18 protein-coding genes are annotated in these 24,096 nt (G+C 37.7%); 15 read left to right on the top strand and 3 right to left on the bottom strand.

Features of this window, described 5'->3' with window-relative positions:
* Positions 1 to 15 precede the first annotated feature (15 nt).
* Positions 16 to 330, top strand: a complete 315-nt coding sequence (locus P7D84_RS09595) for a PTS cellobiose transporter subunit IIC (RefSeq protein WP_311806250.1) — start codon at positions 16 to 18, stop codon at positions 328 to 330.
* Positions 331 to 584: 254 nt separating this feature from the next.
* Here the strand turns inward: P7D84_RS09595 and abc-f are convergent, their stop codons facing one another.
* Positions 585 to 2,081: a ribosomal protection-like ABC-F family protein gene (gene abc-f, locus P7D84_RS09590; RefSeq protein ID WP_311806249.1), complete on the bottom strand. Its 1,497-nt coding sequence runs from the start codon at positions 2,079 to 2,081 to the stop codon at positions 585 to 587.
* A gap of 549 nt (positions 2,082 to 2,630) precedes the next feature.
* Between abc-f and P7D84_RS09585 the strand changes: the two genes are divergently transcribed.
* From P7D84_RS09585 to P7D84_RS09540, 10 genes are all read left to right on the top strand, one after another.
* Positions 2,631 to 4,385, top strand: a complete 1,755-nt coding sequence (locus tag P7D84_RS09585; protein WP_311806248.1) for a glycoside hydrolase family 13 protein — start codon at positions 2,631 to 2,633, stop codon at positions 4,383 to 4,385.
* Positions 4,386 to 4,519: 134 nt separating this feature from the next.
* A complete protein-coding gene (locus P7D84_RS09580) occupies positions 4,520 to 5,032 on the top strand; it encodes a YehS family protein (protein ID WP_311801459.1) in 513 nt (170 codons plus the stop codon).
* A 195-nt stretch (positions 5,033 to 5,227) separates the two neighbouring features.
* Positions 5,228 to 7,843, top strand: coding sequence for a pyruvate, phosphate dikinase (gene ppdK / locus P7D84_RS09575; RefSeq protein WP_137604103.1), 2,616 nt, complete (start codon positions 5,228 to 5,230; stop codon positions 7,841 to 7,843).
* A 625-nt stretch (positions 7,844 to 8,468) separates the two neighbouring features.
* Complete coding sequence (gene pepV, locus P7D84_RS09570; protein ID WP_311806247.1) at positions 8,469 to 9,887, top strand: dipeptidase PepV; 1,419 nt, start codon at positions 8,469 to 8,471, stop codon at positions 9,885 to 9,887.
* A gap of 85 nt (positions 9,888 to 9,972) precedes the next feature.
* Positions 9,973 to 11,892, top strand: coding sequence for an OPT/YSL family transporter (locus P7D84_RS09565; protein ID WP_137604105.1), 1,920 nt, complete (start codon positions 9,973 to 9,975; stop codon positions 11,890 to 11,892).
* On the top strand, positions 11,885 to 12,250 hold the full coding sequence (locus P7D84_RS09560) for a PqqD family protein (RefSeq protein WP_137604106.1): 366 nt from the start codon (positions 11,885 to 11,887) through the stop codon (positions 12,248 to 12,250). The genes P7D84_RS09565 and P7D84_RS09560 overlap by 8 nt, the downstream gene beginning before the upstream one ends.
* Before the next feature lie 161 nt (positions 12,251 to 12,411).
* Entirely contained in the window at positions 12,412 to 14,802 is a 2,391-nt protein-coding gene (locus P7D84_RS09555) for a Xaa-Pro dipeptidyl-peptidase (RefSeq protein WP_311806246.1), read from the top strand.
* Between the two features lie 115 nt (positions 14,803 to 14,917).
* Positions 14,918 to 15,841 carry a DMT family transporter gene (locus P7D84_RS09550; protein ID WP_311806245.1) on the top strand — a complete coding sequence of 308 codons (924 nt, stop codon included), beginning with the start codon at positions 14,918 to 14,920 and terminating at the stop codon, positions 15,839 to 15,841.
* 76 nt (positions 15,842 to 15,917) lie between these two features.
* Positions 15,918 to 16,859, top strand: coding sequence for a TMEM175 family protein (locus tag P7D84_RS09545; protein ID WP_311806244.1), 942 nt, complete (start codon positions 15,918 to 15,920; stop codon positions 16,857 to 16,859).
* Between the two features lie 94 nt (positions 16,860 to 16,953).
* On the top strand, positions 16,954 to 17,502 hold the full coding sequence (locus P7D84_RS09540) for a hypothetical protein (protein WP_170999798.1): 549 nt from the start codon (positions 16,954 to 16,956) through the stop codon (positions 17,500 to 17,502).
* Between the two features lie 115 nt (positions 17,503 to 17,617).
* On the opposite strand, the gene P7D84_RS09535 is transcribed toward P7D84_RS09540, so the two are convergent.
* On the bottom strand, positions 17,618 to 17,947 hold the full coding sequence (locus tag P7D84_RS09535; RefSeq protein ID WP_137604110.1) for a hypothetical protein: 330 nt from the start codon (positions 17,945 to 17,947) through the stop codon (positions 17,618 to 17,620).
* A 238-nt stretch (positions 17,948 to 18,185) separates the two neighbouring features.
* On the opposite strand from P7D84_RS09535, the gene P7D84_RS09530 reads away from it, so the two are divergent.
* The 3 genes from P7D84_RS09530 (at position 18,186) to P7D84_RS09520 (ending at position 21,184) form a co-directional block, all read left to right on the top strand.
* A complete protein-coding gene (locus tag P7D84_RS09530; RefSeq protein WP_137604111.1) occupies positions 18,186 to 18,680 on the top strand; it encodes an Lrp/AsnC family transcriptional regulator in 495 nt (164 codons plus the stop codon).
* Positions 18,677 to 19,849, top strand: coding sequence for a pyridoxal phosphate-dependent aminotransferase (locus P7D84_RS09525; protein ID WP_311806243.1), 1,173 nt, complete (start codon positions 18,677 to 18,679; stop codon positions 19,847 to 19,849). The genes P7D84_RS09530 and P7D84_RS09525 overlap by 4 nt, the downstream gene beginning before the upstream one ends.
* A gap of 216 nt (positions 19,850 to 20,065) precedes the next feature.
* Positions 20,066 to 21,184: an AI-2E family transporter gene (locus tag P7D84_RS09520; protein WP_137604113.1), complete on the top strand. Its 1,119-nt coding sequence runs from the start codon at positions 20,066 to 20,068 to the stop codon at positions 21,182 to 21,184.
* Between the two features lie 89 nt (positions 21,185 to 21,273).
* On the opposite strand, the gene P7D84_RS09515 is transcribed toward P7D84_RS09520, so the two are convergent.
* Positions 21,274 to 22,674 carry an amino acid permease gene (locus P7D84_RS09515; protein WP_137604114.1) on the bottom strand — a complete coding sequence of 467 codons (1,401 nt, stop codon included), beginning with the start codon at positions 22,672 to 22,674 and terminating at the stop codon, positions 21,274 to 21,276.
* A 439-nt stretch (positions 22,675 to 23,113) separates the two neighbouring features.
* Here P7D84_RS09515 and P7D84_RS09510 point away from each other — a divergent pair, with 439 nt between their 5' ends.
* Positions 23,114 to 24,076 (top strand): hypothetical protein, encoded by a 963-nt coding sequence (locus tag P7D84_RS09510; RefSeq protein WP_311806242.1) that lies wholly within the window; start codon positions 23,114 to 23,116, stop codon positions 24,074 to 24,076.
* Positions 24,077 to 24,096 lie beyond the last annotated feature (20 nt).

Raw genomic sequence — 24,096 nt, 5'->3', positions numbered from 1 at the left:
AGATAGGAGAGTATTATGCATAAGGATATACTGATTATTTGTGAGACAGGGATCAGTGCATCGCTGCTAGTATCAAAAATACTCGAAGCGATCAGAGAAAAAAGGCTATCGTATGAGATAGATTATGCACCGATAAGACGAGTTGAGGAAAAGCTGAATTCTAAGGGATATGATGTTTTGCTTCTGACGCCTCAAGTTGCTCGTTCGGAGGAAAAAGTAAAAGAGATTATCAAAAAGGAGAAGTGTAAAGCTCAGATTATTTTTATCAACAAAGATGATTTTCGTTATATGAATATCGAGAATATTATTGCAAGTATCGAAGAAAATTAATAGAAATTTTTGATAATCTTATTTGATAATTTTATACGGAAAATTGAGGAGGTGATTTATGAAGTAGCTGAATCTCCGCCTAAATCACCCCAAAAGTAAGGGCGGATATTAAAAGACCAACCGAAAATAATTATTCAATAGGTAGACAGAAAGCCATTTTCTGTTGTTATTGCCAACAAATAGCTAGAGCTGCTAATCAAGCAGTTCTAGCTATTTGTTTTATGATAAGAAAATTTTGGGAGTTAGTATAATAGTTAATTCTTTTGTAATAGAAGTTGTTGTGCTTGGATATTTTCCAAGAAGGTTTGATCGTGTTCAACGATCAGCATGGTCGGCTTGACTTGCAACAAGAGTTCTTCTAATTGTTTTTGATTGAAGACGTCAAGATAGTTTAATGGTTCATCCCAAATATAGAGTTCTGCTTCTTGTGCTAATGATTTAGCTAACTCTACTTTTTTTCGTTGGCCCATGCTCATTTCTTCAATTCGATTTTGAAAAACATTGCGCTCCATACCTAATTTTCTCAGGTTGTTTAAAAAAGCAGAGTAATCCAATTGATTGGCTTCAGCAAATTCTTGTAGATTTCCATGGTTACTTTCGTAGTTTTGTCTTACATAACTGATTTTTGCGTGTGGTCGAAACAAGCGACTGCTAGCTTCGCCGGTAAAAGAGCCGAGCAAGTAATGCAAGACACTCGATTTTCCGATTCCATTCGGCCCAGTCAAAGCAATAATTTCATCGCGCTTCAATTCAAAAGAAAGCGGGGAAAAAAGCAAGTCTTGGTCAGAATAACGCAAAGTCAACTCTTCTACTTTTAAAAGCTGTGAATGCCGGCTTGAGCGATAGTTCATCGTCAAACGATCGACATCCTCCAGATCTTTTAATAGATCCTGCTTTTCTTCGATTTGATCATACATCCGTTGTTCAATAGTTTTTGAACGTTTCATCGTTCGTGCTGCTCGAGCACCGATAAAACCAGTATCAAAAATAGCGCCACTGCCTTTTTCTGCCGGTTTCCCGTACTTGTTTTTTTCTCGAGATCGTGACCATTCGGCTTTTTCTGCCGCTGTTTTTTTCAATCGGCCAATCTCTCTTTTTAGTTTTTTATTTTGAGCTAGCTCAAATTCATCACGTAATTTTTTTTGCTCTTCATAAGTTGAAAAATTACCTTGATAAAGTACTAATTGACTTTTTTCGATTGCCAAAGTGTGATTGGTGACTTGGTTTAAAAATTGTCGGTCGTGGCTGACGACAATAAAACCATCCTTGCGTTGCAAATAGTCTGCTACGTGTTGGCGGCCCTGCAGGTCCAGATGATTGGTTGGTTCGTCAATCAAGGGGAAAAACTCGTTTTGAGTAAAGAGCAGAGCTAATAATATTTTGGTTTGTTCACCGCCAGACAGCGTTTGATAAGGCTGCCAAAGCACTTGCGGATCTAGTTGAATCAAATTCATTTCTCGTTCTAGTTCCCATAATTCAAAATCAACAACTTCTGATAAGGCATAATACGTCAGCTGGTCTGTCTCAGTAACTGCTACTGGAAAGTAGACGGGTTGTAAAGGAAACTGAATCTCTCCTTGATACGGATAATTTCCTAATAGTAATTGCATCAATGTCGTTTTTCCTCGACCATTTCGGCCGACTAATCCTAATTTCCAACTAGTATCAATGACTAGGTCAGTGTCATCAAATAATAAATCGACTTGTTTATCAAAACCAAAAGTCAGATGGGTGATGTGAATGGTTGTCATAAATATCCCTCCTTTGTCTCCAGGCGGAAACAAAAAAATCCTAACCAATTTTCAGGAAAGGATCAGAGATAATGAGCTCTTTAGTCATTTTTCAATATCTTGAAAAAATATTCATTCACATCCGTATTGCCAGAAAGTGGAACTGTCAGCAAAATATGTATAATGAACAAAAAGAGACCTACCTTTGAAACCCTAAGCCAATCCTGAAAATTTGCCCACTAATCCCGTTAACATAAGTTACTCTAAGGTTAGTGTACAACTTCCAACATTCGCTTAGTTTTTCAATGGCATGATCCCTCGTTTCAATATTGATGAATTCATTAAAACAAAATTTTTAATATTTGTCAAAAAAAAAACGGACGCAGCCGCTTCCCCAAACATGCTACGCCCTGGAGTGATCCTCGATAAACGAGGCGAAGAAAATATTTATTCTGTTATTATAATAGCATATTTCAGCGTCAATAATCCCTTTGTACGCTTGTGAATAGCTTCAAATAGAGACGCCATCGAGATATCTGATACAATGAATACAGAAGAGGAGGGAGTAAGATGAACAATGCAGGAATCTATCACCGGCCTGAAAGTGAATTTGCGTTTCTTTATACAAAAGATCGATTGCGGATTCGTATACAGACATCGCGAGATGATACAAAATCTGTCGGCTTAATCAGCGGTGACTTTTATTTGTTTGCCGAAGAAAAATGGTATCAGAAACAGCAATTGATGCATAAAACTTATACAACAGATACCCACGATTATTGGGAAATCGAAGTGACTGCACCTCATCGGCGGTTAGCCTATGCATTTTGTGTGACAGATTTTTCCGGCACAGAAATTTTTTATACTGATCAAGGAATCTTCAAATATGAAGAAAAATTTTTAACCCGGGATTATTTATATTTTCGGATGCCTTATTTCCAAGAAATTGACCGTTTCAAGGTGCCGGATTGGGTAGCAAAAACGGTGTGGTATCAAATTTTTCCAGAACGTTTTTATAATGGTGATCCTACCAATGATCCAGCAGACGTGCTAGCTTGGGAAAGTGAGAGACCTACACGTGAAAATTTTTTTGGCGGTGATTTACAAGGCGTGATTGATCAGCTGGATTATTTAGAAGATTTAGGGATAAATGGTTTGTATCTTTGTCCGATTTTCACGGCTCCTTCAAATCATAAATATGATACGGTGGATTATTATGAGATTGATCCGCATTTTGGCGATAAACAAGTCTTTCGCAAATTGGTCGAAAAAGCACATGAACGTGGGATTCGAGTGATGCTTGATGCCGTTTTTAATCATTTAGGAGCGAGTTCACATCAATGGCAAGATGTGATTTTACATGGTAAGGCGTCTTCGTATGCGGATTGGTTTCATATTGATTCTTTTCCTCCGCGTTATACAGCAATTCCTGACTCTGAAAATGCTAAGGACTTGAATTATGCTACATTTAATTTCAATCCTCATATGCCAAAATTAAATACTGCCAATCCTGAAGTTCAAAATTATTTATTGGAGATCGCCACGTATTGGATTCGTGAGTTTGATATCGATGGCTGGCGTTTGGATGTTGCAAATGAAGTGGATCATCATTTTTGGAAAAAATTCCATGATACAGTCTTGCGTCAAAAAGAGGATGTATATATCTTGGGAGAGATTTGGCATTCCTCTCAACGCTGGCTGCAAGGCGATGAATTTCACGCAGTCATGAACTATGCGTTTACTGACCGCATCAAAGCTTTTTTTGTAGAGCAGTCTCTCTCTCTTTCCCAAATGATTTTTGGCATGAATCGTCAACAACTGCTTTACCGTGATCAAACCAATGAGGTCAGTTTTAATTTATTGGATTCGCATGATACACCACGAATTTTAACTTTGTGTCAGGGCAATAAAGCGTTGCTGAAAGCTCTGCTGACCTTTATGTTCATTCAAAAAGGAACGCCTTGTATTTATTATGGTACCGAAGTAGGAATGGAAGGAGGAATGGACCCAGATTGTCGTCGTTGCATGATCTGGGAAGGACAAGACGAAGAGCTTCAACGGTTTGTCAAGCAGTTGATCGCGGTACGAAAACAATTTTTTGAAGTTTTTAGCTATGGGAATATGCTCTGGCATTATGATGATGATAAAAAGATAGTCTCTTTAACACGAAATTACAAAGAAAAAACCGTGATTGCTACTTTTAATGAAGGTGATCCAATAGAAATAAAAAAAGCAGGTCAGTGTTTATTTGGTCAAAATTATCATGAAAATGCTACGTATCAATTGCTGCAGCACGGATTTGTGATTGAAGAGCTCGCTAAATAATCCTCAGCATCTTTGTGTCAAACTTAGAAGGCAAAATAAAATATCAAGAATTTTGTTAAGTTGTTCCTCGCCAATCGCAGAAGTCTATTTTATGGTATAGTATGAGGATCAGTCGAAACTTGCGGAGGTAAGTCATGAACAATAATGATATATTGTTACGGTTAAGATATGCTTTAGACATCAAAGATACAGAGATCATAAAGGCCTTTCAATTAGGCGGAATAGATATTTCTAGAGAAGAAGAAAAAGCGATGCTGACGAAAATAAACAACCAAGAAGGAGAAGTTAGTGATTCCTTCGAAAAAAATCTTTATGTGAAAATGATCAATAATAAAGCACTGGATACATTTTTAAATGGTTTTATTATAGTCAAGCGTGGAGAGCCAAAGAATAAAGCAACCCAATCAATCCAAACAGCAAATACAGAGATCAGGCATATCAATAATATTTTATTAAAAAAGATAAAGATCGCCTTAGCGTTGACTAGTGAGGATATGCTGGATATTTTAGCGGCAGCGGGTGTCTATCCTTCAAAAGGAGAACTTGGAGCGATTTTACGAAAGGAAGGTCATCGCAATTTTAAACCTTGCGGAGATAAGTATGCGCGTAATTTTCTAAAGGGATTAGCGCTGTGTTACCGAGAATAGATGTGATGAGGACCAATCTTTTATAAAAGATTGGTCTATTTTTGTAACTAAAAATAGTCAATCATTTATTGGCAAACAAATCATTATATGCAATATATGTGTATGATTAAATTATATAAACATCTTATTGACTTTATATAATCCGCGTATTAAACTGTAAATAGATCAAATAAAACTTTTTAAGAGGAGAATTACATGAATCGTTGGGTTTATTTATTTTCAGAAGGTTCGAAAGAACAAAAAGATTTATTAGGCGGAAAAGGTGCTAATCTAGCAGAGATGACAAAATTAGGTCTGCCGGTTCCTACTGGATTTACGGTAACGACCGAAGCTTGCTTATATTATTTAGATCATAGCGAACAATTAACAGATGAAATAAAAGAACAAGTAATGACAGCTGTTGAAACATTGGCTGCAAAAACTGGCAAAAAATTTGATGATTTAGAAAATCCATTATTAGTCTCTGTTCGAAGTGGTTCAAAATTTTCGATGCCTGGGATGATGGATACTGTGCTGAACTTAGGTCTGAATGATCGTACGGTCGTGGCATTAGCAGAAAATAGTCAAAACGAACGCTTTGCATATGATTGCTATCGTCGATTGCTGCAAATGTTTGGGAATGTTGTGATGGGAATGGATAATAATGATTTCGAAAGTCGGATTACGGCAGTAAAAAAGGCGGCAGGGCTAACGTTTGATACGGAGTTGACGGCAGAGCACTGGAAACAAATTGTAACCGAATACAAAAAAATTTATCAAGAGAAATTGCAACGAGAGTTCCCGCAAGATCCAATCGAACAATTGTACTTAGCAATCGAAGCGGTCTTTGGCAGTTGGAACAATCAACGGGCGAAAACATATCGGCGGCTACATGACATCAGCGATGATCTGGGGACAGCTGTGAATGTTCAAGAAATGGTCTTTGGGAATTTTGGTGAAAGTTCCGGTACTGGTGTGGTCTTTTCCCGCAATCCATCAGTAGGTAATTCTGGCTTGTTCGGAGAATATTTAATCAATGCTCAAGGGGAAGATGTTGTAGCCGGTGTACGAACACCTAAGCCGATTCAAGTCTTAGCTGATGAACTACCAGAGCAGTTTCAACAGTTAAAAACTATTTGTGAAAGCTTAGAAAAGCATTACCACGACATGCAAGATGTCGAATTTACAATTGAGCGGGAAAAATTATTTATTTTGCAGACTCGGAGTGGTAAACGAACATCAAAAGCAGCATTGACAATCTTACTCGATTTTTATAATGAAGGGATCATCGATGAGAAAGAATTAGTCAGCCGAATTGAAGCCAAAGATTTAGAAGCTGCTCTACATCCAAATTTTGATGAAAAAGCATTGAAAAATCGTGAATCTTTCTTATCAGGATTAGCAGCTAGTCCAGGCGCTGCAACAGGAGCGGCATACTTTACTGCCGAAGCAGCGACTGCGGCTAAAGCACGGGGAGAAAGAGTAATCTTAGTACGAGAAGAAACTTCACCAGAAGATATCGAAGGAATCGCTGTCAGTGAAGCGGTGATTACCAGTCGCGGCGGAATGACCTCTCATGCGGCGGTTGTTGCTCGAGGTATGGGAATTTGTTCAGTAGTAGGATGTGAACGATTAATCGTGTCGGAAGAAAATAAAGCCACAGTTGGTGATAACCTCATCGAAGAAGGGACGATCTTATCTGTCAATGGAACGAGCGGAAAGATATATTTTGGCGAAATACCAATGGAAGAAGTCACCAATTTGGTTGCATTAGATGAATTGCATACTATTTGGGAACGCCATGCTGCAATCAAAGTACGTGCCAATGCTGAGACGCCTAATGATATCAAAACAGGAATGACCTTAGGTGCGGTTGGAATTGGCTTAGCTCGGACTGAGCATATGTTTTTTGAAAAGAGCCGCCTATTACAATTTCGTCAACTAATTTTAGCTGATAGTTTAGCCGAACGGCTAGAAGTATTAGATCATTTGAAAAAAGTCCAAAAACAAGATTTCAAATTTATGTATGAGGCAGCAAAAGGGAAAGCGACGACGATTCGGCTACTTGATCCGCCATTGCATGAGTTTTTACCTAAAGGGGCAGATGAATGTCGAGAAGTCGCTAAAGAATTAGGAAAAACATTTAATGAAGTAAAGCGGAAAACTGATAATTTAGCAGAGGTTAATCCGATGCTGGGATTTCGGGGATTGCGTTTAGGCGTAGCTTACCCAGAGATTTATCAAATGCAGGCAGAAGCAATCATTGAAGCAGCATGTGAAGTGATGAAAGAAACAGATTTTGTGATTCAACCTGAGATTATGATTCCATTCACTATTGACGCCGATGAATTTGCACAAGTCCGTGCTTCGATTGAAGGAGCAATTCAAACAAGTCTTGAGAAGCAAAAACAAGAGCTTGATTATCAGATCGGTACGATGATTGAGATACCAAGAGCTTGCTTTGTCGCTGATGAGATTGCTGAACATGCTGACTTCTTCAGTTTTGGAACGAATGACCTGACTCAAATGGCGCTAGGATTATCCCGAGATGACTCGCCGCGGATAGTTACGCAATATCTAGAGAATGGTATTTTCAAAGAGGATCCATTCCAAGTATTGGATGAGTCGGGTGTGGGTGCTTTGATGAAACTAGCGATTGAACGCGGGAGACGAGTAAATCCAAATTTGAAGATCGGTGTATGCGGTGAAGCAGCGGCACATCCAAAATCGATTACTTTCTTAAATGATTTGGCAATTGATTATATTTCTTGCTCGCCATTTAGGATCCCCCAAGCAAAAATGACATTGGCACAAAGAGCGTTAAAAGTATAAGGGAAACGAATAAAAAAACACTAATATGAATTTTTGATTAAAAAATGATAGGTTTTAAGAAAGAGAGACACTTTTTTTGTGCTCTCTCTTTTTTGTTATTTACAAACTGATTCAAGTATAGACAAATTAGTAAAAGATAACAAAGTAATGAGATAAAAACACGATTAAATGAATGAAATATAATTTGTAAACGAATACAACCTTAGTTATACTTCTTATAGGGTTTGAATATATCATGTCATAATAAAACAGACGCTTTTTTTCACAGCTTGAATAACAAAAAAATTTTTAGAGGAAATATTATTTTTAATAAAAATCAGTTTCTTTCTTCTAAATGATGGCTTTTCCACAATGACTTATGAATAAAATTACGGTATAATGTCAACTTGGGAGGTGAAACAAACTGCGGAATTAGAAATTATAGAATAACATTTCGATATTCATGAACGGTCTTTTCCGTTGATTGTTTTAATGTAGTACATTCTCAAAAAAGGCCATGAACTTATTTTTTGGAAATAGTTATTCTAAGCTGTCAAAATTTGAAAAAAGATTTAGACATGATCTTTCTAATGAATTTAACAGGTCTAAAAACTTGTTACAAAAAAAAGAAAGCAGGGATTAAACAATGACAATTGATTGGCAAAAAGAAGTAGAAGCACGCAAAGACGATTTACTAAAAGATTTAGGTGATCTTATCCGAATCAATAGTATTCGTGACGTGGAACACGGCACCAAAGAAGAACCTCTTGGACCTGGTCCAGCGGCAGCTTTACGCAAAGTATTGGAATTTGGCGAACGCGACGGTTTTGTTACGAAGAATATCGAAAACGTAGCCGGTCATATCGAATATGGCGATGGCGAAGAAATGTTTGGTTTATTAGGCCACGTGGATGTTGTTCCTGTTGATGATAACTGGGATACAGATCCTTTTGAACCAGTGATCAAAGATGGGAAATTATTTGCTCGTGGTTCAGCAGATGACAAAGGTCCTTCAATCGCGGCTTATTATGCAATGCGTATCATCAAAGATCTAAAATTACCAATCTCTAAAAAAATTCGCTTTATTTTCGGTACTGATGAAGAAAGTGAATGGGTTGGGATCCACCGTTACATGGAAGTTGAAGAAATGCCTAAAGTCGGTTTTTCTCCAGATGCACAATTTCCGATTATTAATGGTGAAAAAGGAATCTTATCTTACGAAGTAACTTTTGCACCTCAAGCTGATGCTGAAGCTGGCGACTTTGATCTTGTAAGCTTTAAATCAGGTTTACGGACAAACATGGTCCCAGGGGATGCAACTGCTGTTCTTAAAGTAAACGATGCAGCCAAAGTTGCAGACATGAAAACAGCATTTACTGCATTTATCGAAAAATCTGGCGTAAAGGGCGAATTTGCTGAAGCTGACGGTGAAGTTACTTTAACTGTGATTGGTAAAGCGGCTCATGCACAAGAACCAAAATTTGGTGTCAACTCAGCTACTTTCTTAGCTACTTTCTTAGTTGATTACAAACTTGACGGTAACGGGGCACATTATATCCAAACAATCGCTGAATATATGCACCTAGATTATAATGGTAAGAAGTTGAATGCTTACACGAAACACGATGTAATGGGAGAAACGACGTCATCTGCAAACTTATTCGATTATAGTCTAGCTGGCGATAAGAAAGTAACCTTGAATGTTCGTCACCCTGAAGGAATCACAAAAGATGAAATCTTAGCGAACATGAAAGAAGTTCTTAAAGCTGCGGATGTTTCAATTGAAATCATTGGTGATGTGAAAACACCTCATTATGTTCCCGCAACTGATCCATTAGTGAAAACATTATTGGACGTTTATGAAGAACATACTGGTCTTGAAGGCCACGAAGAATCAATCGGTGGAGGCACTTATGGACGAATCTTAGAACGTGGTGTCGCATATGGCGCAATGTTCCCAGGTGAAGAAAACGTAATGCACCAACCAAATGAATTTATGCCTATTGATAGCTTGTTCAGAGCAACAGCTATTTATGCTGACGCAATTTATCGCTTAGTTAAATAGTCGGTAATGAGAGGATACGGAATCCTGTCTTTACGGGATTCCTCATCTCATTGGGGAAAAGATAGTAAGGAAGGAATCTCAAATAATGAAAAAACTCTCGAAAGACGCTTTTGGCGGAATTAACGGTAAGGACTATGTCCCGTACGTTGCAGAAAAGCCTAAAAAATCTGGTTCACCAATCATTCTGATTTTAGGTATTTTCCTTGCAGCATTATTTGCTGCATCAACAGCTTACTCAGGTATGAAAGCCGGTTTGACCGTAGCTGCAGGTATTCCAGGCGCAATTATTGGATCAGGGCTAGTCGCTCTATTTGTAAAACCTAAAACAATCTTAGGTAAGAACTTATTGCAATTAATGTCAAGTGGTGGGGAATCTGTAGCATCTGGAATGATTTTCGTATTACCAGCCGTAATTTTAGTCGGTGGTAAAGTAAACTTTATTCAAGGTGTTGGTCTTGGAATCGGTGCTGTTTTACTAGGTGTTGGTGTCTTCTCACTCGTTCAAGACTACATGTTAGTTAGCGAACACGGAAAACTAGTTTATCCTGAAGCGATGGCTATTTCTGAAACACTAGTTGCTTCTGATACTGGTGGCGATTCATTGAAATACATGGGAATCGGATTTGGAATCGGTGGTGTTTTAACTGCTTTGACTGGTTCGGTTTTTGGTGTAATGAACAATGTGATCAGTTATGTAAACGAAAGCTTCTACAAATGGAAATTTGAAACAGAAGTGAACCCATTGTTAGCAGGGATTGGTTTTATCGTAGGAATGGACGTTTCTGTCTTGATGTTTGCAGGTTCAATCTTAGCAAACTTTGCGATTGCTCCATTATTAGGCTACTTTATGGGCATGGCAGATAGCAGTGCACATATTTGGGATAATGCTTCTCAATTATTGAGTGCTTCTGATTTTGCAGTTATTTCTGGTTCATATGTGAAATACATTGGTGCTGGTATGATGATTTCTGGTGGATTGATCGGTGCGATCAAATTGATCCCAACAATCATTTCATCAATCTCAGCAACATTAAAAGGCCGTAAAGATGGTGTTGAACAAGAAGGCGGCGGTATGCTGCCATTGATCATCGGTGCGGTTATCGGTATCGTGATGGGATTTGTCATCACAGGAAGTGTCGCAATGGCACTTATCGGCGGGTTACTATCAATCATCTTAAGTTTCTTATTCGTTATCGTTGCGGGTCGTTTGACTGGTACGATCGGAACATCAAACTTACCAGTATCTGGTATGACGATTGCATCAATGGTTATCCTAACGTTAGTTTTTGTTATGATGGGTTGGACAACCACTGAAAATACGCAACAATTGCTATTATTCGGTACATTTATCGTATTAGCTATCTCAGTTGCTGGTGGTTATTCACAATCTCAAAAAGTTACTTTTGTAATGGGCGGAAACTTTTCAGAAGGTCGCCGTTACTTCTTAATCTCTAACATTGTTGGTGTAGTTATTGTTACAGGTATGATGGTAATTTTGGCTCCACAATTGGCTATTACTGGTTCTAACCCACCATTTGGTTTGCCACAAGCGAACTTGATGGCAACACTAACTTCAGGAATCATGTCTGGTTCACTTCCATGGCACATGGTTATCGCTGGGGTCGTGATGGGTATCGTATTGCACTTCATGAAAGTTCCAATTATGACATTTGCAATTGGTTTCTATTTACCAATCTCAACAACTTCAATCATCTTAGTAGGTGCGTTGATCCGTCAATTGATTGATACAATGAACAAAAAAGAAACAGAAGAAGTTGCTGAAGAACGTATCACTTTAGGTGTCAGCTTGTCATCTGGTTTGATCGCAGGTGGTTCAATCATCGGGTTGATCGGAATCATTTTACAAATTACTGGTATCGTTACGCCAGGTTCACCAACTGGGTTCTTAGGATCTAATGGTGCGGCATTCTTATTGCTAGCAATCTTAGTTGTTGCAATCGTTGTCCCATTGTTAAGTGTGAAGAAAGTGAAACACAATGACTAATGAACAGCGAAGCGCTGTGAATCCTGAAACTGAGGTATTATTAGATCGAGTATACCGTCAAAAAGAAGATCTGCATTATGAAGTGCGGGATGGCATCGTCTTTGTCATTACGGAGCAAAATGCTTGGATCCAACGCGTTTTACGTAAGATCCATTACAAGATTCCAGAAACTTCTGAGATGGAACTCGACAAATACGGCAGTTTTATCCTTCAACAAATCGATGGGAAACGAACTGTCAGAGAAATTGGTGAAAACCTTGGTGCTGCCATTGAAGAAGCCAATACTCAATTGTATGATCGTTTGTTGATCTATTTAAATCATTTAGAAAAAAATGAAAAATATATCGAATTGATCTAAAAAAAACATCCTCCAAGCTTAGTTGCTTGGAGGATGTTTTTTCCTTCAACAAAGCGATGGATTCTAAATAAAGTAATCGTTTTCATTAAACTTTAACCGAACTTATTAGCAGTCTTTGTTATAATTATTTTATCAAGAAAAAAGAGCAAGGAGCGAAGAGAATGAAGATTAATCAGTTTGGTTTAAAACGTGTCCCATTTGAAGAAGCAAAAAAAGAACTGCTGGCAGCAGGTTTTTTGACGATCGGTTCGTCAAAAGATATGACAAAATTATGGTTTGAATTTTTACAAAAAAGTTTTTTGAATGTCCGTGATGAAAGCGGATTTATAAATAAACTTGGCAACTTTTTGGCCGATGAAAAGACGGATTTAAAAACGTTCTATCACTCAGGAGCGACGTTAACAAAAGAAGTTTTTTACACTGTAGGTTTGCAACTATTGGAATTTGAACCAATGATTGATTTCGATCCTAAAAATGTATTAACAGAGGCAGAGAACATTGGTGTCCCAATTTTTGTGGGAGAATGTACAACGACGGAAACGATGATTGAAGCTTGGTATTTGTTGCTGACTAGTCATACAAAAAATGGTTTGAATTTTTTGGATAAACTTGCTTCAGATGGCTATTATGAGAATCAAGAAGTCAGTAAGCCATTTTTCTTCAATGGGAAAGCACAAGCTGTTTTTGATACGGCACGTTTGATTCGTGAAGTAGTTTATGTGGAAGCCCCGTTAGACACAGATAAAGACGGAAAACGCGATCTTTTGAAATTGGAGATTTTACGTCCAGCCGAAACAGAAAATGGTCTGCAAGTGGCTACATTATTTACTGCGAGTCCTTATAGTCAAGGTGTCAATGGTCCAGCAGGAGAAGAATTGACCTATGATGTGAATGTCCCATTAGAACGCAAAGAACCAACTGAGACGACATACGAAGAGATTAAGTATAAACCAGCTCCAGTAGAATTGCCGGCAGAACGAGAAGTAAAAGGCAAAGCGACTCATGCGACCGAGACTTTTAGTCGTGAAAATAATCATAGTTTGAATGATTTCTTTTTAGCACGCGGCTTTGCAGTGGTCTATGGAGCAGGAATCGGGACGCGGGATTCTGATGGGATTCAAACCTGTGGTTCGGTAGAACAAACAACCTCGATGGTAGCTTATATCGAATGGTTGGCGGGCAATCGTCGGGCCTTCACGAATCGAACGGATAATATTGAAATCAAAGCTTGGTGGAGCAATGGAAAAGTAGCAATGACAGGAAAATCTTATCTTGGTACCTTAGCGACAGCGTGTGCGACTCGCCAAGTAGAAGGATTAGAAACAATCATCTCTGAGGCGGCGATTTCTGATTGGTATCAATATTACCGTGATAACGGGTTAGTCATTGCACCAGGAGGATTCCCCGGCGAAGATGCGGATGTTTTAGCAATCGAGACCTTCAGCAAAATGCGTAACGCGGGGGATTATCTGCATAGTAAAGAATTCTTCGCTGATTACTTAAAAGAAATGGCGAAGTTGCAAGATCGCAAAACAGGAAATTACAATACTTTCTGGGATGAACGAAATTATTTACCATTCATTAAAGACATCAAATGTGATGTGGTAATGGTCCATGGGTTAAATGACTGGAATGTGAAACCTCGCCAAGTTGCAGATCTATGGGATGCGTTAAAAGAAGTACCTGTTGCAAAAAAATTGATTCTGCATCAAGGGCAGCATATTTATATCAATAATATGCCATCTTTAGATTTTCAAGATATGATGAATGTGTGGTTGAGTCATAAATTATATGGTGTAGAAAATGATGCCAAAGTTCTCTTACCAGACATCGTTTATCAAAAAAATACGACGGCTCAAACGTGGGAGACGCTGACTGACTGGTCACCGATCAATCAAAAGACTTACTACCTAGGTGCTGATAAATTAACGCCAACAGTCAGTTCTGGTCAAGTCTCATTTAATGATCAGCTGCCAAAAGAACAATACAAAAGTTATACGAAGAATATTGCACTTTGGGAAAAAGATTTGAAAATGGCTGATTCAATGAAATCCCATCGTTATCTGGCTAAAACAGCCATCCTTAGTGACGATATTTTCTTAAATGGTCGCCCAAAAGTAAAACTCAGAGTTGCTTCGAGTGTTGATTTTGGGATGTTGAGTATCGAATTGATCGATTTTGGTACTGCTAAACGTTTGAAACCTGTGCCGGATGTTTTGGCATTGCATGGGCTGCCACTAGGAAGAAATTGGCGAGAAGACAATCTTGTTGAATTTAAGTTAGGTGCTGAAGATGAGTACAAACTGATTACGCGGGGGCATATCAATATGCAAAATCGAGAGAACCCTTGGAAAGTTGATGACTTAAAGGCGAATGAATTTGTGGAAATCGAGATTAGCTTGCAGCCGACGATGTATCATTTACCAGCAGGACGTCAAATTGGTCTAGCTGTTTATGGAACAGATTTTGGGATGACTGTCCGCGGAAACCAAGACATTGATTATACTATCGACTTAGCAGAATCACATTTGATCTTACCGATTGGTGAATAAACAAGGCCCTAAAATTGGCGAATACATCCAATTTTAGGGTTTTTGCTGTTTTTGGGATGACTAGATTTTTTTTCGCTGAATGCTATACTGAGAAAAAAATGAAAAGGTGTAGAATATGAAGTTAAAAGGGGTAGCATTGGCTTGTTCAGCAGGTGCTTTATGGGCGTTGTCAGGTATTATGTGTCAATTTCTTTTTGAAAAGTTTGTTTCGCCGGAATGGTTGGTGAGTGTACGTCTGTTAGCGGCGGGATTATTACTTACGAGTATCAGTTTTTTTCAGCCGACTTCAAGAAAACAGCAAAAGGTTCTATCAAAGAAATTTTCGGCTAGAGATCTAGTGAGTTTGCTATTATTTTCTTTAATCGGTATGTTAGGAGTCCAATATACGTATTTTAAGGCTATTCAATACAGTGGTGCGGCAATCGCCACGATTTTACAATTCACAGGGCCAATCTTTATTTTTGTTTATTTAGTTTTACATAAAGAAAAAAAGCTCAAGCTTATCGAAGTTGTATTGTTGCTTGTGACCTTTATCGGCGTTTTTTTGATCGTAGCCAAAGGCGGTCTACAAACATTGAATATTTCAACGACAGGATTTATGATGGGGATTGCTTCGGCAGTCACATTGGCTTTTTATACGGTGCAGCCACGAGAAATATTAGTAAAATATGGAGAGATGCGGATTGCTGGTTTAGGAATGCTGCTTGCGGGTCTGGTATTTCAATTGATTCGACCAATTTGGCGGCCCCAATTTCAGTTAGATGTCAGTTCACTAGGCTTAGTAATCAGTATTGTCGTTTTTGGTACAGCACTGCCATTTTTATTTCAATTATCTAGTTTGCGTTTTATTGAGGCATCATTAGCAGGTGTGTTGACCGTAACTGAGCCAATCTTAGCAACTATTTTGAGCGTTTGGTTTTTCCATAGCCGATTTACTAGTATTCAGTTATTAGGTTTTGTAGTAGTGATTGTTTCGGTAATTTTATTGACACGTTTATCAGACAAAAATACCTTGCCAGAAGACAAAGTGATCGATTGACTAAGGACGACGTATCAATATTCTTTTTTTATTATTTAGTATATGATGGTTCAACAGATGAATAGGAGTTGAGTACATGAAAGAGCGGGTTGTCGTTTTTGGTGATGCAATCATTGCGATTATCTTGACTATTATTGTTTTGGAATTACCGATTCAAACAGCGGCAAATGGGACGGTTGATATAGTTGTCTTATTTAGAGCTATTGGGATTTATTTTATTAGTTTCTGCTTTGTAGCTAATTTGTGGTTTCAGACAGGGTATGCCTTTAATAAAATTGAGCAAGTAAAAAATAGAGATCTGGTCATTTATTTACTGTTGTTGTTTTTTCTATCATTAGTCCCTTCTGCAACACGTCTATTGATTGAAGATACAACAAAGCAGACACTCTTGATTTACGGTGTATTGACCCTTATTGTGACAGTAGTCATGCGGCGTTTGATTACTGCACTGACTAAACAAGTATTGGACGATAACCAACGAGAACTGCGCATCAAATTGCTGAATAAGCAAGACGGATTGTCTGTAATTTTTCGAGTGGTCGTTTTGATTTTTGGACTGTTTTTTATAAGACCGACATTGATCATCTATTTAGTTCTACCTATTATGGCTTTCTTACAAAATATGGTAGAGCGTGAGGAAAATGATTTGATTGCCTCGTTAGATAGTCAACAGCAAGCCGATTATTTTCAAGATCGAAACCAAGTCTGGGGTAATTCGATGCGGCGCTATTCAGCTTTGCTGCGAGACTCGATGAAAGATGGCAGAGCGTATGATTCTGATCGATGGAAAAAAATCATGGCTGATTGGGAAGAGTATATCAATGGGGAGATCAATGAACGCAAGCGGCTTCTTCCTTCATTGAACGAGAATGAAACACGCCGGGTGAAAAATGAGATCGCTCGTTTAGAAAAACAAAGACAACGAATGGAGATGCAAAAATCGCTGACAGAAGAGCAGCTCAATCATCCTAAGCCATTGAAAAAACAACACTTGAAGCAACGTCGATCTCGAAAGTAAATACCAAGTCTAAAAGTTAAGCTTTTAGGCTTGGTATTTTTTTCCTTCTTTTATATAATGAAGTATAAATATCGCAGGAGAGCTAGGTGAAAAAATGGGAATAACAATGATCGAACATCCAATAAAAATGTACATTCGCCGTGATTTGGGTATCACAGTTGAACAATTTGGCAAACTTGCAGGCATCCCACAATCAACATTAGCAACTTGGATCAAGCGTGACCGTCGTGTAGAAAAATTGCCAATTGATTTTTATAGTGCTCTAGCAACTGTGCGTAAGCAAAAAATCGAATTGGTCTATGGGGAATTATTGGAATGGCAGCAGCGCTATGATCGTTATAAACAGGAAAGTTTACAAGCAATTGCAGATGAACAACCGTTGTTTTCACTAGCGGCAGAGGAAGGTCGGACGATTTACCGAATGTATCGTACGCGCCAAATGGAAAGTCAATTGCTTGAACCGTCTCGTCGTTTGAGAAAAGCAATCGATCAGTTGGATGCGCAAACTTTTATCCAAGCAATGATTGAGATCTATGGAACAGTTGAAGTGCCGCTGCCAACTTGGATCGCAAGATCTTTTCATAAAAATGAGCTAAAAGAAATTGGACAAGCTTTTTATAATGAACTATTAATGAAAGGATAGACTCGGAAATTCTGAGTCTATTTTTTAGTTAGAGTATTTCAATTTGCGCTATGAATATTTTTGGATTCTTCCACAAATAAGCAAAAAAGAAGCGAGTAATCGCTTCTTTCATTTCTTAGAGTTCTTCTCGAACAGTTTCAGTGATTTTTTTTAGGTTATCAGTCATTTGACCAGAGTGTTTAATGATATCTGCTACGCGTAAGAAACTATTTTTGTACATCGCCAACTCATGAAGTTTTTTGTACTTTTCTTCGATCTCATTAAAAGTTACAGGTTTACGTTCATTTTTTTCTACAGTTTCTGAACCATTCACATAATGTAATCCTAAAAAAGAAAGGGCATCATTGATCCCATCTAAAAAAGCTTCATATTCCTCTTGCCGGATCTTGCCGTCTGCCAATCGCTGACGCTGTTTTTCAATAAATAGCTCGATTACTTGTTCCATTCACAATCCCCCTGACTTTACGCATATTTTTCATAGTACTCATCTTAATTATTGTACTATGAAACTAGTTATTTGTGTTATAAAAAAAATAAAATTTTTTAAACAAAAGAAGGACTGGTACTTATTTGGTCATTGATTCATGAATTTTCAAAATAATTTGACAATTAATCATTTTTTGGGAATAATAGACAAAAGATTAAAATCATCTGATAAACTGCTGAATCAAAGGAGATGTCCTATGGAACAAAAAAAGCGCAAACAATTACTAAAACTAATCGAATCTGATTGTCGATTAAGTATGGAAGAATATGCAATCATGTTGGGTGAAGAGGTCCAAATCATTATTGCAGAAATCAAACGATTGGAACAAGAAAAAATCATTTGCGGTTATCGTGCCTTGATTGATTGGGATAAAGTGGAAGATGATTGGATCGAGGCTCTCGTTGAGGTTCAAACAATTCCTAAAGGAGAAGAAGGCTATCGAGAGATCGCTGAGCGGGTTCGCAAATTTCCTGAAGTCAAATCCCTCTTTTTTGTCAGTGGCAGATTTGATTTTATTTTGTTATTACAAGGCCGCAATATCAAAGAAATCTCAAAATTTATCTCGACCAATCTGGCATCAATCCCAGATGTCTCGGGAACTCAGACGCATTTTGTATTAGATAAGTACAAAGAATGGGGAATTGATCTGTATCAATCTGACTCTGATCCTAGAATTCAGGTGAGCCTATGAGAAATTTTTTAACCAAACGAATCACAGATATTCAACCGTCAGGTATTCGTAAATTTTTTGATATTGTATCTGAACAACCAGATGCGATCTCTTTAGGAGTGGGTGAACCGGACTTTGATACGCCTTCTCATATGGTTCAAGAAGGTGTCCGTTCACTTCAAGAAGGTCGTACTTTTTATACTGCCAATGCCGGATTACTTGAATTACGTGAAAAAATCAGCGAATATTTATCGTTTCGGAATAAGGTCACGTATGATCCTAAAACAGAGGTAGTAGTAACTGTTGGTGGAAGTGAAGCCATTGATCTGGCGTTGCGGATTTTTGTGGATGCAGGTGATGAAGTAATCATCCCACAACCAAGTTTTGTTTGTTATGAGCCGATTACACAAATGGCTGGCGGAACACCGGTGACGATTGATCTTAAGGCAGAAAATCAATTTAGATTGACACCTGAAGAACTTGAAAGTGTAGTAACTAAAAATAGCAAGATCTTAATCTTGTCCTATCCTAATAATCCCACAGGAGGCACGATGGATCGCGAGTCATTAATCAAAATTGCTGATGTTGTGAAAAAATATGATTTGTTAGTAATCAGCGATGAGATCTACGCAGAATTAATGTATGATGAGCCTTTCACTAGTATCGCAGAACTGCCAGGCATGCGAGAACGAACAATTGTTATTAACGGATTTTCCAAAGGTTTTGCGATGACTGGTTGGCGTTTGGGTTTTATGGCTGGTCCGAAAGTATTTATGGAACAACTGTTGAAACTTCATCAGTATACTATTATGACCGCACCAACAGCTAGTCAGTATGCAGCTTTAGCAGGTTTGAAAAATAATTGGCAAGAAACTGTTGAATCTATGCGGCTATCTTATGAAGAACGGCGAAATTATTTGCATCATGCATTGGAGACGATGGGCTTGCCTTGTTACAAAGCCAAAGGAGCGTTTTATCTTTTCCCGCAGATTAGCCAATTTGGTTTAAGCAGTGAAGAATTTGCACTGAAGTTATTAGAAGAAGAGAAGTTAGCGGTAATTCCCGGCTCTGCCTTTGGAAAAAGCGGTGAAGGTTTTTTACGTCTTTCCTATGCCTATTCGATTTATGAATTAAAGGAAGCAATCCAACGACTGGAGCGTTTTGTGGCACGTTTAACTACCCAAATTTAAAAAATAAGATTCATTGAGAGTGGAGAAATCCACTCTTTTTTTGCTTGGTGATTAATAAAGTAAAGCAATCAATGGCGGGCTCCAGTGATAATGACTAAAAATCTGTGATTTAAATAAAACTTCTTCTATATTTTTACTAAAAGCATTCTTACTTTTGCTGATAAATGATAAGATGAAGCCATATCCTCGAGATAAAAATTTTCAAAGGAGGCTTTTATGCTGTCACGTTTCAAGCAGTCAAAACTCATTTTTTGGACGGTCGAGATTGTCTTGACTATTATAGGAATTTATTTTATTTTACAAATGCCTAATATCTTTAAACCAATAATCGGCATGATCTCTGCAATCTTGTTGCCGCTATTGATTGCGGGTTTTCTTTATTACATGTTTGATCCAATCGTTATTTTTTTAGAGGAAAGAGCAGGGGTGCCACGGGTCATCGGATTTCTTTTATCATTTATCGTAATTGCTGTTGTAATCATTTTGATCATGATGAATGCCGTTCCCAAGATGATTGAGCAAACCGTACAGCTCACACAAAATTTACCTGTTTATGCCGAAGAGACGGGGCAGTGGTTGAATGAGCTAGGCAGCCGAGAAGAATTTAAAAATTTCAATTTAGAAGATCAATTGGCTTCAGCAAATCTAACAATCAATAATTTGATTCAAATGGGCATCGTCAGTATAACTTCTAGTCTCTCATTAATCGTGAGCTTTGCAATGAAATTTTTTGTTTTGTTGTTTACTGTACCCTTTATTTTGATTTTTATGTTTAAAGATGGCCATAAATTTTTGGATGCAGTTTCTCAGTTTTTTCCTTTAACGATACGTAAAGAATTACGTCAAACTGTTCGAGAATTGAATGAAACACTCTCAGCCTATATCAGCAGTACCGTTTTAGATGCTTTTATCATCGGAATATTGAGTTTTATTGCGATGACGATTTTTCAGCAACCATATAGTTTGTTGTTGGCTATTTTTTGCGGGATTACAAATATTATTCCTTACGTGGGACCTTTTATCGGAGCAGTACCTGCGATTATTGTCGGATTATTTATTTCGCCTGTGCAAGCACTTTATATGGGACTGTCTGTCCTAGTTATTCAACAATTAGACGGGAATTTGATCAAGCCGCTACTGTTCGGTAAGTCATTGAATATCCATCCATTAACGATTATTTTAGTTTTGATCGGAGCAGGCAGTGTTGCCGGTATCCTTGGTATGTTGATCTGTATTCCGGTTTATGCAGTGATTAAAACATTGATTATCAATATTCATAAAATCTATCAACTGCGTCGAGAAAGCCAGCTGTTCAAAGATAATAATGAAAGTTAAAACAAATAAAAAGAACTGTCCATCAAATAATTTGGTGGACGGTTCTTTTATTGTGAAATATATTCATAAATCACTGTTGTAATAAATAACTAATTTTGATCTTGTTTGTCAAAATCTTGCAAAATTTTACTAGATATCGGTTTGTTTCGTTCGAATTTGAAATGGTAAATCCCTAAAAGAGCGATAAACCAAACGGGAGAGAAAATCAACGCTTCACGTGTATCTGTAGCTAGTGCTAAAACAAACAAAACAAAAGCAAGAAAGATAAAGACTAAATAATTAGTGTAAGGAAAGAGCGGTAATTTAAACGTGCTTTTGGCAGCTAATTCTGGATTAGTTTTACGATAACGCAGATGTGTAAAGACGATCATTCCCCAAATGAAGATAAAACAAATCGTCGCGATTGAACTGATCATGGTGAAAATGCGACTAGGTACAAAGAAATTCATCAAAACAGCAAGAAAGATGATCAGTGTTGAGAAAACCAATGCATTACCAGGCACCCGATTTTTAGTTAGCTTTGTAAAAGTTTTCGGAGCACTGCCTTCTTGTGCTAGCGAACGCACCATTCGACTTGTACTATAAATCGCACTGTTACAAGCAGACATAGCTGAGCTTAAAACGACTAAGTTGACGATTGAAGCAGCCGCAGCAATCCCAATCTCTGAAAAAACTTGAACGAAGGGGCTTTGATCTGCAGATAAACTTGACCAAGGATAGATGGACATAATGACAAATAATGAACCTAAATAGAACAAGATAATCCGTAGCGGAATCGTATCGATTGCTTTTGGCAAGACTGTTTTTGGATCGGAAGTTTCTCCGCCAATCAGCCCAACAAGTTCTACTCCACAAAAAGCAAAAGTTGCCATTTGGAAAGAAAGAGCAAAGCCACTGGCACCTTTAGGAAAGAAACCGCCATGTCGCCATAAGTTACTAATCGAAACTGTTCCAGCTCCTGTTTTAAAACCGGTGAAGATCATAAAAGCTCCCGCGATGATCAAAGCGATAATCGCGACTACTTTAATCAGAGCAAACCAAAATTCTAATTCACCAAAGAGACCTACTGCGACTAAATTTAATCCTAATAATATAGCTAGGGCGATAATCTCTGGCAACCATTGGGGAATATTTGGCAGCCAATAACTCACGTACATACCTGTTGCTGTTAAATCAGCCATTGCGATAGCAATCCAGCAAAACCAGTAAGTCCAGCCGGTTACAAAGGCCGCTTTTTTCCCTAAGTAGTCAGCAATAAAATCAAGAAAAGAATGGTAATTTAAATTAGATAGCATCAATTCGCCTAACGCGCGCATAATCAAGAAAATAATGCAACCTGTGATTGTATATGATAGAAGAATCGAGGGGCCGGTCAATTGAATGGTTTTCCCAGACCCAAGAAATAGTCCAGTACCGATTGCTCCTCCGATTGAAATTAATTGAACGTGACGATTTTTTAATCCTCTATCCAATTCTTCATGACTTTCCAATAAAATCAGTCCTTTTTTTAAGAATAAAAGAATTTTATCAGAAATCTACGAGCTAGTTTAAAAAAACTTCCAAAAATAATAAAACGATTAAAATATTACGAAAATTTAAAAATAACAAAAAAACAAAAAGAGTTATGGACGATTTTACTATAAAGTATGTCTGATAATGGTTAAAATGCTATAATATTGAAAATTCATGTAAGAATATTAGAGGGACTATTTTAGCTGATCAGTAAATCAAGGTAAGAGAAGAAACGAAAAAAATGAGTGCAAGATAGATGAAACTGTTGATGATGCAACAAAGGATACTCATTTCAACTGTTGAAATGAGCACAGTTTTTACTTGGTTTTAGACTGACAGTTCCTTACATGATAAGGGAACAAAATTTGAAACTTCTAAAATGAGACGATTATCCAATAACGAGAAGGAGGAACCGATGTGAAGAAAAAGACAATCGGTTGGATATTATTAGGATTGGTTGTATTTGGTGCAGTTAGTTTTGCCAGCTACCATATCTATCAAGAAAAAATGATTCAATCAGAAAAAGCAAACAAAGAAATGTTGAATAAACGCTTGACTGAACTTTACGAAGATCAACAGTCGGGGTATTTTAAACCAGATATCTCGTCTGCTACGTTTGATGATTTGGCAACTGAAGTAAAAAATCAACGAGGAGATAGTCGCACCTTAGAAGATATTGCACAAGCAAAGCAAAATTTTGAGATTCAAATCAGATTGAATGATCTTTTTGAAAGAGATGTGTTGAACGGTCTAGATTTGTCTGCACATCCAGTTTTAAAAGCGCCTAAAGAAAATCAGATCCAAACAGTAAAGGAACAGTTAAAGGAAAGTTCAGCAAAAGAGAAAGAGTGGGGACAAGACATCGCGATGCTTTTAAGCATCGCTGAGACCCAATCAAAGGATTTTTCCAGTGCTGAGAACGATGTAGAAAATTTGGTCAATAAAGGAAGCGACTTAACCTTATCAGATTATTTAACCGGAGTTAAAACATTGGCTGTGTTACCAGATGGGAAATTCAAACAGCAGCTGTTAGATAAGTTAGCCCCCGTTAAAAACCAATTAGCCAATGAAAATGCTAACTTTGCTACCCAAATCCAGCAAAGTGATGCCTCCATGGAAAACGCAAAAAAGAATTATCAAGAACGCCAAGCAAAAGTATTGGCAGAACGGAATAAGGAACTGACAGCGCTGAAAAAAGAGCTAATGAAGAAACAAGAAACGTATGATTCTTATAAAGATGCTCTCGAATCACTTGAAGATAGTAAAAAAGAAGAGTCTTCCCACAAAGAAGCAGAAGATTCTCGCTCACATGATTCTGATTCCCACACCAGTTCAGAAAGCTCAGACTCAAATTCTTCAGAAGAAGCAGAAGATGACTAAATAAAAAGAGCAATGATCTC

The organism is Enterococcus dongliensis (genome assembly GCF_031927985.1).
Classification (GTDB): domain Bacteria; phylum Bacillota; class Bacilli; order Lactobacillales; family Enterococcaceae; genus Enterococcus_A; species Enterococcus_A dongliensis.
The sequence above is the reverse complement of the archived record's forward strand: the minus strand, read 5'-3'. Positions and strand labels throughout refer to the sequence as shown.